A 12609-nucleotide genomic window follows, 5' to 3' on the forward strand; every position below is an offset into this window, starting at 1 on the left:
GCTTCAATGGGAAACTGTAGCCATGTTCAATACTGCCATTGAATTTTCATCATCAAACGGAAGGTTTAGTGGTACTGTAGAATGGTACCGCAAGAATGCCAGTAATCTTTACAGCAACTTGCCCGTAGACCCGACTTTAGGATTGAACCGGAGTAGTATTACGGCCAATGTCGGCAAGCTGCGTACAACTGGCCTTGACCTGGAATTGACAGGCCGGATCATCACAGGAAAAATTAAATGGACGTCATCCATTATTGTCAATCATAGCAAGGATAAACTGATTAAATATTTTGGCTTTCCAAGTTCTGGGATTGGATATAATGCGAATGGCAGAGTTCCGCTGCAGGGCTATTCTCTCCAATCTCTCTTTGCCTACAGATGGGCTGGTCTGGATCCGCAGACAGGAGAGCCTACAGGCTTCTTTAATGGAGAAAAAAGTAAAAGCTATAATAAGATCACGAGCGGAGCTCCATTCACAGAACTAAGGTTTATGGGTTCAAGTATTCCTACGGTGGAAGGCAACTTTACAAATTCGTTCAGCTGGAAGAGCTTTGCGCTAACCGTATCAATAAAATACAGATTAAATTATTTTGTTAAGCGCCCCTCCATCAGTTACGAAGATCTTTTTACACTCGGAATCGGACACAGCGATTTTTACCAGAGATGGCAAAAGCCAGGAGACGAAAACCATACAAATGTTCCGGTGCTCGATTATGCCCAGAACGGGATCTGGGACACTTTTTACAATAATGCAGAAATTCAGGTGCGTAAAGGAGATCATATTCGCCTTCAGTTCCTGCGTTTATCATGGTCATTGGATAAAAAAGCATTACGCCATTTGCCCGTGGAAGGACTTGTTATCAGTGCCAATGTCAGCAATTCTGGCATTTTATGGAAAGCTGCAAAAGATATGGATGATCCGGATAATACCGGAATACGAACGCCGGCAATGTTTAATCTGGGCATGAATATCACACTTAAATAATAAGTAAGATCATGAAAATAAAAAAATGGCATTGTATACTTTTGGTATTCCTTGCAATGGCTGCCACCGGATGCAAAAAATACCTGGATGAAAAGTCCCAGGACCTGCTGGTTATTATTTCAACGCTTACAGACTGTCAGGCCCTGATGGATCTTACTACCAACGTGAACAATAAAGATGTCAACGGAGGGGATGCGAGCGCAGATAATTATTACCTGAATGATGCGGATCTAGCCAGTTTAACAGCCCCCGGGAGAAATATGTATACCTGGCAACCTTACTTTGTATATGCAGATAATTCATCCTTACATGACTGGGGATATGCATATCATATTGTCTATCTAGCCAATACAGTGCTGGAAAATCTTGAAAAGATAGAACGGACATCTGCCAATGCAGTTACATGGGACGATATTAAAGGCCAGGCTCTCTTTCTACGTGGTAAATCATTCCTTCAATTGTTGGGCTTGTTTGCAAATGCTTATGATCCTTCCACTTCAGGTACTGATCTGGGTATTGTATTGCGATTTACTACCAGACTTGATGAAAAGTTTGTGCGCAGCAGTGTAAAGGACTCTTATGATCAGGTGCTGGCAGATATGGAAGCTGCTGCGCGTTTACTGCCAAAGAACCCGGTTCACGTATTGAGGCCATCAAAACCTGCAGCCTATTCCTTTGCTGCGCGGGCTTTCCTGTATATGGGACAGTATGATAGTTGCAGTTACTATACCCAAAAGGCATTGCAGATAAAGAGCATGTTGCGCGATTTTAATACAATGAATACTGCTGCCAATTTTACTTTTGCGCCACAGTACACACATCCTGAGATTATTTATAGTTCGGTGATGCCAACGCATGAACTGATGAACATAACAAGAGCAAAAGTAGATTCGAATCTATATGCGTTATATGTCGATGGAGATCTTAGAAAAAAGATCTTCTTCAGAGGCAATGCGGCTCCTTATGTTTTCAAAGGATCGTTTTCCGGTAATCAGCTCCTGTGGAGTGGAACAGCTGTCAATGAACTGGTGTTGATGAAAGCTGAGTGTGCTGCAAGGAGGGGAGATAAGGATCAGGCACTGGATGATCTGAATTATCTGCTGAAGAACCGTTACGATGACGACATTTTTATTCCAGTTGATGCAACTGATGGCCCAGCTGCCCTCCGGTTGATTCTGACTGAAAGAAGAAAGGAGTTTCCTTTCAGCGGCTTACGCTGGATGGATATCAAAAGACTCAATAAAGAAGGAGCGAACATTGTTTTAACCCGTAAAGTTAACGGACAGTTTATCAGCCTTCCTCCGAATGATCCCCGTTATGCACTGGCTATCCCGCTGAACGTAATTGAATTCTCAAACATTCCTCAAAATCCCCGCTGATCATGAAATACGTTAAATTCAAAAAAATAATTGTAGCATCATTATTATTGCTGACCTTCTTTCAATTGAAGGCTCAACCATACAAGGCATTGAATATAGGAGATCAGGTGCCTTCCTTCAGTTTTACCCTGATTAATGATGTAATTAAGAAATCAAATCTTCAGGACTTTAAAGGTAAATTGCTGATGCTTGATTTCTGGGCTCTTGGTTGTTCCTCCTGCATTGACGGCTTTCCAAAAATGGAAGCATTACAGAAAGAATTTGGTGATAAGGTGAAAATTATACTGGTGAATGCCTGGGCCAATATGGATAAGTTGAACGAGCAGGCAAAGGATAATAAGCTATTCAAAAAGAATGTTGGATTTTCTACTTTGCCGGCTTCCAACGGAGATAGTACCTGGAAGCAGTTGTTTCCACATTCTGCCGTTCCGCTGCATGTCTGGGTCGATCCGTCCGGCAAGGTGGTAGCAAAAACCTATCCTCATAACGTAAATTCAGCTAATATCCAGAAAGTGCTTGACGGTAAAGCGCTGGATTTGGTGCCTGTGAAATTTTTTGACTGGGATTCGCAAGTTAAATCTCATAAAGGACTTGTTCAGGCAAGTGATTCAATGCTCCTTCCAATGAGGTTTGCTGCTTTTGCTCCTTACACGCCGGGAGCAGGCGGTCTCAGAAAAATTATGAATTCGGGTAATGTAAATCCTGTGCCTGAGCTTTTATTCTCCAATACCAGTATAGTGGAATTGTATAATTACGCTTTGCAGATTGGCAGCCGGACTCATCTTCCTGTTGTGATAGAAAGTACCAATAAAAAAGTCTCTCATAGACCTCGAAATCCGGACCTCATTGAAACATGGAGCCGGAATAACCTATACTGCCTGCAACTTTTTGATGAAAATGCTACGAGAGAAGAAATGGGCGAGTGGATGTTCGATGAACTGAATGTTTTCTTCGGCAGGAAATTTAATATACAAGCTGTAGTGCAAAGAAAAAGGATCAAATTTCTTCACCTGGTCAGCAGTTGGGATTCCAATCAGCAAGTGTCAGACAAACCAGGTAAATCTTCCATTTCGGATACGCTGATCTCGATTCAGAATAAGCCTGTAAAATATCTTTTTGATGTTCTGAAAAAACACCTCGAAGATCTCAGTGTCCCGCAATTGTTCACCATCGAAGGAGATACAGAAAAAAAAGTGGATATCATTCTGAAAGGTGACCCTAAAGACCTGGAAAATCTCAACAGGCTGTTGAAGCCATACAATGTAAGAATAGATGAAACATACCGAGAAATCGAAGTAATCGTCATCAAAGACAAATAGTAATCGTGGGTGGCCCGGATTCCAGGCCACCCTCTTTATTAAAACTCACCAGTCATCGCGGGTACCAACCCTGTGCGATACATTCGTCAGATTCATCTCCCAGGTCTTACCCTCATCCGCCGAAAAAGCCTGCGCCCACACCGGATTTTCCGGATCCGTCTTATCCCACTGGAACATCACCAGTATCGGCTTCCCCTGCCATGTATCCCTGCAATAGAACGTCCCTATATTCCCTTCAAATGATCCCACCACCGGCGGGTCCAGCACGCCCAGGTTGCTATCCGCCCAGTATAAACTCCAGAGCCTCGTAACAGGGTTGAATAACCGAAGCGTTATACCTTCATATGGCTGATCGTTCACCTGGTTGTACTCCGTGCGGAAGAAATCCAGGTTGCCCAGGCCATTCAGGATAATTCCCATATTCTGTGAAGTAGAATGGTATGCCACCCATTCTGTAGAATTGCTTAATCTTGATTTGAGCCTTTTATTCTCCATAATCCAGTTGCCGGCCAGAAAATTGAAATCCTCCTTCGAGGAAGTGGCAGAAGCTTTGATCACCAGCTCGCCGCCGCTGCCGATATGCGCATTCACCATTTTGAAATTCACAGGAATCTGTGTGATGGCAGGCAGGTACAGCAGTAATGTAATAGTGATAAATGTGATGTAAATTTTCATGTGACTGAGTTTGATTGTTCCATTAAAGGTCCATCGAAGTTATCGAGGCCGGGACCGGGCTGATTGAACAAATCCGACAAAAATGGAGAATGGCGTATATTCGCATCCGGTCAACCATCTACTATTAAACAAATCTGGCTTTCACGCCAAAATCCGAGCCGTCATGAATATTGAAGAAGCCCTTCAGGCGATCCTTCCTGCTGAACGAATCAAATGCAAACTGATTGATCTCGTATCATTCGCGGCTGATGCCGGTTTTTATTATCTCAGGCCCAAAGCCGTCGTAAACCCGGCGTCTGAAGAGGAAATTCAATCCCTTTTCCATTTTTCCCATCAGCATAAAATTCCACTGACTTTCAGAACGGCCGGTACCAGTTTATCCGGACAGTCCATCACAGATGGCATCCTGGTTGACCTCAGTAAGTTCTGGAATGGAATTAAAATAGAAGAACAGGGAGCGCAGGTGCGCGTGCAGCCCGGCATTACTGGTGGTATGGTGAATGCTATGCTCCGGAAATATGGAAAGAAGATAGGGCCGGACCCCGCCAGCATCCAGTCTGCTATGATCGGCGGCATCGTTTCCAATAACGCCAGTGGTATGTGCTGCGGCGTTCAGAAGAATGCTTATCACACTATTAAATATGTGCGGTTCATGCTGCCCAACGGGCTCAGCTATTCCACTGAAAAACCGGAAGATTATGATCGCTTTAGCACAGAAAATCCGGTACTGGCCGGCTCCATACAATCACTCAGAAATGTAATTCAGACGAATCCGGAGCTCCATAACCGTATCAGGGAAAAATATAAAACAAAGAATACGGTCGGCTATTCCGTGAATGCACTTATCGACTATGAGCATCCGCTTGACATCCTCGCCCACCTGATGGTAGGCGCGGAAGGCACCCTGGGCTTCATTTCCGAAGTGGTGCTGCAAACGGTGCCCGACTATCCCGAAAAAAGCACCGCGCTGCTCTGTTTCTCCGATATCCAGACAGCCTGCCTCGCTATCGCCCCGCTCATTGAATCGGGTGCAGAAGCAGTGGAACTGATGGACAATGCCTCGCTTCGTTCCGTGGCCCATCTGCCTGGCATACCGGAGATCCTGGCGGCCTTGCCACCTTCCGGTGTAGCCCTGCTCACGGAATACCAGGCAAACAGCAAAGAAGAAGTGCAGCATAAACTGGATGCTTTCGCAACAATAATGAATGGATTTCCATTTGCCATTCCACCTTCATTTTCTGCTGATCCTGCGCAACAGGCCTTCCTCTGGAAGATCCGGAAGGGGATGTTCCCCTCTGTAGGCGCCATGCGCAAAAGTGGTACCACCGTTATCCTCGAAGATATTGCCGTTCCTGTAGTCCAGCTTGGTGATGCTATCCTCGACCTGCAAAAACTTTTCCTGGAATATGGTTATGTTGATGCCATCATATTCGGTCATGCCAAAGATGGAAATATCCATTTTGTGGTGACGCAGAATTTCAACAGCGAAGAAGAAGTGAAACGATATGATCTTTTTATCAGAGATGTGGTGGAACTGGTAACCAGAAAATATGACGGGGCGTTGAAGGCAGAACACGGCACCGGCCGTAATATGGCGCCGTTTGTGGAAACAGAGTGGGGGACTGAGATCTACGGCATTATGCAAACCCTGAAACAGCATGTAGATCCTGCCAACCTGCTGAATCCCGGCGTGCTGATCAGCAATGATAAAAATGCGCATATCCAGCACCTGAAAGCTTTGCCCAAAGTGGAAGAGGAAGTGGATAAATGCATCGAGTGCGGCTTCTGCGAAGTCAAATGTCCGAGCCGCGACCTCACCATGACACCCCGCAGAAGGATCGTGGCCAGACGGCAGATGAAACTTTTCCGAGAGTCCGGACAAACCGCTGAATACAAGGAGCTCCTGAATCAATACCGGTACGATGGTTTGGAAACCTGCGCGGTAGATGGATTATGCGCTGAGGCCTGCCCGGTAGATATCAATACCGGCATGCTGGTGAAACGCCTGCGGAAAGAGAATCATAGTAAGTTCGCCAATGCTGTTGCTATGAATGTGGCTAAGAACTTCGGCGCTACCACCTCCCTGGTGGGCGCCGCTATCAAATCGGCTAATTTCATGAACAGGATCCTTGGCCGGAATGCCATGGTGAAACTGACGAAAGGGATGAAGAAAGTATTGCCGGGCGTACCGCTATGGTCCAATCAGCTCAAGCCTTCTTCCATCAATCAATTATCAGCAACAGTGAAGCCGGGTGAAGATACGGTGGTGTATTTCACAACCTGCATCACCCGTAAAATGGGTGGCTCAGCTGCCAGCAAGAAACCAATGGCTGAGATCTTTATGGAAGTAGCGGAAAAAAGTGGACTGAACCTGGTCATCCCTGAGCATATCAACGGTTCCTGCTGTGGCCAGATCTTTTCTTCCAAAGGATTTGCACCAGCTTATGAATACACGGTCAATCAAACCATCGCTAAACTCTGGGAAAGCACTAATAACGGAGCATCTCCTGTTGTGCTGGATATCAGTTCCTGCACCCATACATTGCAAACCTGCCGGCCGAATCTAACGGAAGAGAATAAACGAAGATTCGATGCCATGAAGATCATCGACAGTATCGATCTGATTGCCGATCATATCCTTCCCCGTGTACAACTGAGCCATAAAAAGAACAGCATAGTGCTGCACCCTGTCTGCACCCTGCAGAAAACAAAACAGGAGGGTCGTTTTCTGGCAGTGGCCAGGCAACTGGCAAATGATGTGAAAGTGCCGCTGCATGCAGGTTGCTGCGGAATGGCGGGTGACCGCGGGTTCTTGTTTCCAGAGCTCACAAAATCGGCAACTGCCCATGAAGCGGCCGAAGTGAACCAATGCAGTTATGATGGATATTACTCCAGTTCAAAAACATGCGAGATGGCACTGTCGGAAGCCACAGGAAAGAATTACGAAAGCATCGTTTACTTATTGCATGAATGTTTGTAAGGCGGATGGATTATTTCGCCACATCGATCTTCACCTTCTTGTTTTTGATCTTTTCGTTCTGAACAAGGTGCAGGGTAGTGCTTGCTTTTGATTTCCTGATGGCCACAAAAGAGAAGAAATCCTTCACTTCGATCAGACCGATATCTTCTTTTTTCAACTTACCCTTATTGGTGAGGAAGCCTACAATATCCACTTTGTTTACCTTGTCTTTTTTTCCTGCGGCGATGAAGAAGGTTGTCCAGACTGGTTTCTGTGGCAGTTCCACAGTTTCAGGCAATGTGATCTCTTTCGGCGCCGGTGTAATATATGCAGGCAGGTATTCCTGTGGCGCCAGGATCAGGATGGCAGTGCCGCTGGCTTCCATACGGGCCGTACGTCCGTTGCGGTGCGTATAAGTTTCCTGGGTATCGGGGAGCTGGTAATGTATGATGTAACGGATATTCGGAATATCCAGCCCGCGTGCAGCGAGGTCAGTGGTCACCAGTACGTTTGAACTGCCGTTGCGGAACTTGCAGAGCGCACTGTCGCGGTCGCGCTGCTCCATAGCTCCATGATAGAACACATTCGTGATCCCTTTATCTTTCAGGAATGCGCTGACATTTTCCACGAACTCTCGCTGGTTGCAGAATATGATGGTGGAGCGGTTGCCCAGCGCGCAGATCAGGTTGAAAAGTGTTTCCGATTTATCGCGGTCGCCGGATTTCAGATACTGTACTTCCAGCATGGCTGCTTTTTCCCCTGTGAGGAAATTGATCTCTACCGGGTCCTGAAGCCCTACAAAGGTGGGGATTTCCACTGCTTCTGTTGCAGACGTGAGAATTCTCTTTTTCAGCGCGGGCAGTGAGCCAATGATGAAAGACATCTCTTCTTCAAAACCCTGCTCCAGTGATTTGTCGAATTCATCCAGCACCAATGTCTCGATATTGGCAGTATTGATATTGCCGCGGCGGATATGATCGGCCAGTCTTCCGGGGGTTCCCACTACCAGTGCCGGCGCCTGTTTCAGGTTGTTCTCTTCCGTCTCCCTCAGGTGACCACCATAACAACAGGTGATCTTGAAACCCGTGCCCATTTTCTTGAACACCTGCTCGATCTGAAGGGCCAGTTCCCGGGAAGGGGCAATGATCATGGCCTGGGTATGGGTGGATTGCCTGTGCAGTTTCTGTGCAATGGGAAGGAGAAATGAAAGTGTTTTTCCTGAGCCTGTATCAGCCAGTAATACCAGGTTGCTGGCTGTTTTATCAGCCTCAAGGCTGGCCTGCTGCATGGGGTTCAGCTCACTGATATTTAAGTTGGAAAGGGCACTCTCAATTGAAAAGGAAGTCTTTTGCATCCGGCAAAAGTACATCAAATCCGGTGAAGGCCTTAAAGGGTAGCTAAAAAGCCCGGGGAACAGTCACTCGCGGGGACGCTAGCGACTGGGTACAGCGATAATAAAAGGGCTGACAAAAAATGTCAGCCCCTGAGTACAGTGAAATATTTTTTAACCAACAATATCAGCTACCGCACGGAACAGGTTCAACGGATATTCCGCAATCCGGTCGGTCTTAATACTTTCGCCCATGAACCCGAGACTGGTCTTGTATCCCAACGCAGCCTGACTGCTCACTTTCTGAACGGTTTCGCCCAGATTCTCTCCGCCGATGTAACGGTCGGCCGCTTTGAGAAGCGTTTGGTACAGCGCCGGATTGCTGAGTACCAACTCCCTGGCCTCCAGGTTGAGGGCTGCTTTACGAAGCGCATCGGCGCCGAGGTTCAAAAGCTCCTGCGTGGTATGAATATTTCTGTGTTATTTCTGCGGCTCCTGGCTCTTCGTGAAATCCAGTGAAGAGTTGTCAGGATAATAGATATGCCATGATTTGATCACGCCATTCTCTTTTTTGAAATCGATATCCTTGTAACTGGTCTTCTTTTCAGGATAAAGTTCATCGGCCCCATATGTTTTTGTTTTGCCATTGTCTGTACCGCCGCAGCTTTTATACGATCTGTAATTCCCGCTGGCAGGATAAAAAGTAAAGGTTTTTTTGTTTACATCCACTTCTACCGTGCCTTCTTTGTAACCAAGCACCTGACTTCTGCATCCGTAAGTGGTGCTGGTGTAGTAGAAATATTCACGGGCACGTCCATCTTTGAACAGCATATATCCATTGGCCAGTTCATAGGCCGCACCGGCATAACTGCCATCATATCCCCAGAAATTGCCGATCGATGTGGAGCCCGTGAGCCAGTAGCCTACCAGGTCATCCGGAACGGTGGTCCTGGGATTGTTTCCATAATTACCATCTTCCTTATCCTTTTTTGAGCAGGAACATGCCATAAATGCCAGTCCCAATACCATCAGCACAACTGAAAAACTTCTCTTCATATAAACTAAATTTTGAAGCACAAAAGTAAAATGGAGCAGGGCAGGGCGTATGTTATACCTGTATGGAAGGCGGGCGATGGCAGCGGAATCGCAAGAACAACAGGATGAAACGGCCCATCATTTTATAGTATATTAGCTATCTCATTTGAAATCTATCCTTAGCCGTATGCTGCGATATTCTTTCCTGAACCTGGTTGTTTTGCTGTTGATGCAATATGCACCTGCCAACGGGCAGTCCCTTCCGTTCCTGCACCAGTTACGATGTGAGCATCTTGAAAATCCTCTTGGGATCGATGCATTGCAACCGGTATTTACCTGGAAGTCCTCAGGTCTCAATGGTAAAGAACAGGTGGCGTATGAGATCCTTATCGGTGCAACACCTGATGAGGCAAAGCAAGGCAGGCTCTGGAAATCCGGACGGATCAAAAGCCGCTTCAATATTGGTAAATACACTGGCAAGCCCCTGCAACCATTCACGCGTTATTATTACTCCGTGAAATTGTATGTGGATGAAAAGCTTTTCTACATTTCACGGCAACCGGCATATTTTGAAACGGGGATGTACGGTCAGCAGCACTGGCAGGGAAGCTGGATCAGCGATGGTAAAGGTATAAACGAGAAACAGGCAGCCGCTTTCCGGAAACAATTCTCCATCGCAAAAAAAAGAATCAAGACGGCCCGCGCGTATATTGCTGTAGCCGGATTGTATGAGCTTTACCTCAACGGGCAACGCGTAGGGGACCATCGTCTGGATCCCATGTACACCCGGTTCGACCGCCGTAACCTGTACGTCACCTATGATGTAACTAAATATTTGCAGCAGGAGAACAATGCCATTGGAGTATTGCTTGGCAATGGCTGGTACAATCACCAGTCTACCGCCGTGTGGAATTTCCACGAAGCGCCCTGGAGGAACCGTCCGGCTTTCTGCCTGGACCTGCGTGTGGAGTATGAAGATGGAAATATCGAAACAGTGTCCACCGGCAGGGACTGGAAAACTGCTTTAAGCCCCCTGGTCTTCAACAGTATTTACACCGCAGAACATTATGACGCCACAAAAGAACAACCCGGATGGAATTCCATAAAATTTGATGATAAAGAATGGAAACAGGCGAGCTACCGCGCAGCGCCCTCCACTAATATTGTAGCCCAGCAGACCGTTCCCATTAAAGATGTTGACACTTTGCAGGCCAGCAGCCTGGTGAAGCTGAATGATACTGTTTATGTATTCCACTTCCCGCGTAATATTGCCGGTGTAACTGAACTGACGGTGAACGGCCCGGCTGGCACCGTGGTAAAACTGAAACATGGGGAAGACCTGCATAAAAATGGAAGCGTGGATCAGGCCAATATCATTGTGCATTACAGACCGGCAGATGGATCCGATCCCTTTCAGACTGATATTTATACCCTGAAAGGAAATGGGAGTGAAGTGTTCCGGCCGAAGTTCAATTACAAAGGATTTCAATATGTGGAACTGACCTGCAACAAGCCTTTAAACATTACCCGCGAAAACCTGGTGGCCTATTCCATGCACAGTGCTGTGCCACCCGTGGGCAGTATCCGGTCCTCCGATTCTATCCTGAATAAGATCTGGGCTGCTACCAATGCTTCTTACCTGGCTAACCTGTATGGATACCCTACAGATTGCCCGCAGAGAGAAAAGAATGGCTGGACAGGCGATGCGCATATCGCCATCGAAACCGGTTTGTATAATTTCGATGGAATTACCGTCTACGAAAAATGGATGGCGGATCATCGCGATGAACAGCAACCCAATGGTGTGCTGCCTTCCATCATCCCAACCGGTGGCTGGGGATATGAATGGGGCAATGGCCCCGACTGGACCAGTACCATCGCCATTATCCCCTGGAATGTATATCTCTTCACAGGCAATAGCCGGATCCTGTCAGACAATTATGAACATATAAAACGGTATGTGGATCATATCACGGCTATCAGTGATGACGGGCTCACTGCCTGGGGACTGGGAGACTGGGTGCCGGTAAAATCCAAAACACCTGTAATGTTCACCTCATCGCTTTATTATTATGCAGATGCAATGATCCTCAGTAAGGCGGCAAAACTTTTCGGGAATGAAAACGATCAGAAGAAATATACTGCACTCGCCTCGCGCATAAAGCAGGCTTTCAACAAAAAGTATTTCGATAGTACACAGGCAAACTATGCCGATGGTAATCAAACAGCACTCAGTACTGCCTTGTACTGGCAGATAGTGCCTGAACATTACAGAGCAAAAGTGGCGGCACGGCTGGCTTCCCGCGTTCAGCAGGACAGTGTGCGCATCGATGTAGGCCTGCTTGGCTCAAAAGCTATTTTGAATGCACTGAGTGAGAACGGATATGCAGAGCTGGCTTATCAGCTGGCCGCAAAAAAGGAATATCCATCCTGGGGCTGGTGGATCATGAATGGTGCCACCACCCTGTATGAAAACTGGAAGATCGATGCAGGGCAGGACCTCTCGCGTAACCATATCATGTTCGGTGAGATCGGCGCCTGGTATTTCAAGGGACTGGCAGGAATCTTTCCTTCAGAAACAGAACCCGGTTTCAAACAGGTGGTGCTGAAGCCCAATTTCGTACAGGGCCTGAACTCATTTGAAGCATCGCATGAAGGGCCGTACGGAGAGATCATTTCAGGCTGGCAAAAACAGGGTGCCAGGTTAGTCTATCATGCAAAGATCCCCGGCAACAGCCATGCCATGCTGCATCTGCCGGTTGCGGATGGGGTAAAGAAACTCTATGTTGATGGGAAGCCTGTTGAACAGGTGCAGGGTATCAAACTGCAGTCACCAGGCAATGTATTGAGGTTGGGACCGGGCAATTGGTATATTGAAGTAAAATAAAACAGTTGGAAGCATTTAAGTAAATTACTGGTCATAAAAA

Annotated in this window: 9 protein-coding genes; 5 read left to right on the forward strand and 4 right to left on the reverse strand. The window is 46.8% G+C overall.

What is annotated here, in order from left to right; translation table 11 throughout:
* The 3 genes from ACTHMC_RS27915 to ACTHMC_RS27925 all read left to right on the forward strand — a co-directional run.
* Window positions 1–985 (forward strand): TonB-dependent receptor domain-containing protein (locus ACTHMC_RS27915; protein ID WP_440418366.1); only part of this gene is annotated, 985 nt, incomplete at its 5' end.
* Between the two features lie 41 nt (window positions 986–1026).
* Entirely contained in the window at window positions 1027–2364 is a 1338-nt protein-coding gene (locus tag ACTHMC_RS27920) for a RagB/SusD family nutrient uptake outer membrane protein (protein ID WP_440418367.1), read from the forward strand.
* Between the two features lie 2 nt (window positions 2365–2366).
* A complete protein-coding gene (locus tag ACTHMC_RS27925) occupies window positions 2367–3683 on the forward strand; it encodes a TlpA family protein disulfide reductase (protein WP_440418368.1) in 1317 nt (438 codons plus the stop codon).
* Between the two features lie 45 nt (window positions 3684–3728).
* On the opposite strand, the gene ACTHMC_RS27930 is transcribed toward ACTHMC_RS27925, so the two are convergent.
* Window positions 3729–4358 carry a hypothetical protein gene (locus ACTHMC_RS27930; RefSeq protein ID WP_440418369.1) on the reverse strand — a complete coding sequence of 210 codons (630 nt, stop codon included), beginning with the start codon at window positions 4356–4358 and terminating at the stop codon, window positions 3729–3731.
* Window positions 4359–4521: 163 nt separating this feature from the next.
* Here ACTHMC_RS27930 and ACTHMC_RS27935 point away from each other — a divergent pair, with 163 nt between their 5' ends.
* On the forward strand, window positions 4522–7338 hold the full coding sequence (locus ACTHMC_RS27935) for an FAD-binding and (Fe-S)-binding domain-containing protein (protein WP_440418370.1): 2817 nt from the start codon (window positions 4522–4524) through the stop codon (window positions 7336–7338).
* A 10-nt stretch (window positions 7339–7348) separates the two neighbouring features.
* On the opposite strand, the gene ACTHMC_RS27940 is transcribed toward ACTHMC_RS27935, so the two are convergent.
* The 3 genes from ACTHMC_RS27940 to ACTHMC_RS27950 all read right to left on the reverse strand — a co-directional run bounded on the left by ACTHMC_RS27940 (window position 7349) and on the right by ACTHMC_RS27950 (window position 9703).
* Complete coding sequence (locus tag ACTHMC_RS27940) at window positions 7349–8671, reverse strand: DEAD/DEAH box helicase (RefSeq protein ID WP_440418371.1); 1323 nt, start codon at window positions 8669–8671, stop codon at window positions 7349–7351.
* A gap of 150 nt (window positions 8672–8821) precedes the next feature.
* Window positions 8822–9097, reverse strand: a complete 276-nt coding sequence (locus tag ACTHMC_RS27945; RefSeq protein ID WP_440418372.1) for a hypothetical protein — start codon at window positions 9095–9097, stop codon at window positions 8822–8824.
* Between the two features lie 30 nt (window positions 9098–9127).
* The gene (locus ACTHMC_RS27950) at window positions 9128–9703 is read right to left on the reverse strand and encodes a hypothetical protein (protein ID WP_440418373.1); all 576 of its coding nucleotides are present in this window, start codon (window positions 9701–9703) and stop codon (window positions 9128–9130) included.
* Window positions 9704–9869: 166 nt separating this feature from the next.
* On the opposite strand from ACTHMC_RS27950, the gene ACTHMC_RS27955 reads away from it, so the two are divergent.
* The gene (locus tag ACTHMC_RS27955; protein ID WP_440418374.1) at window positions 9870–12569 is read left to right on the forward strand and encodes a family 78 glycoside hydrolase catalytic domain; all 2700 of its coding nucleotides are present in this window, start codon (window positions 9870–9872) and stop codon (window positions 12567–12569) included.
* Window positions 12570–12609: the final 40 nt, after the last annotated feature.

This window comes from Pseudobacter sp., from assembly GCF_051955275.1.
Lineage (GTDB): Bacteria > Bacteroidota > Bacteroidia > Chitinophagales > Chitinophagaceae > Pseudobacter.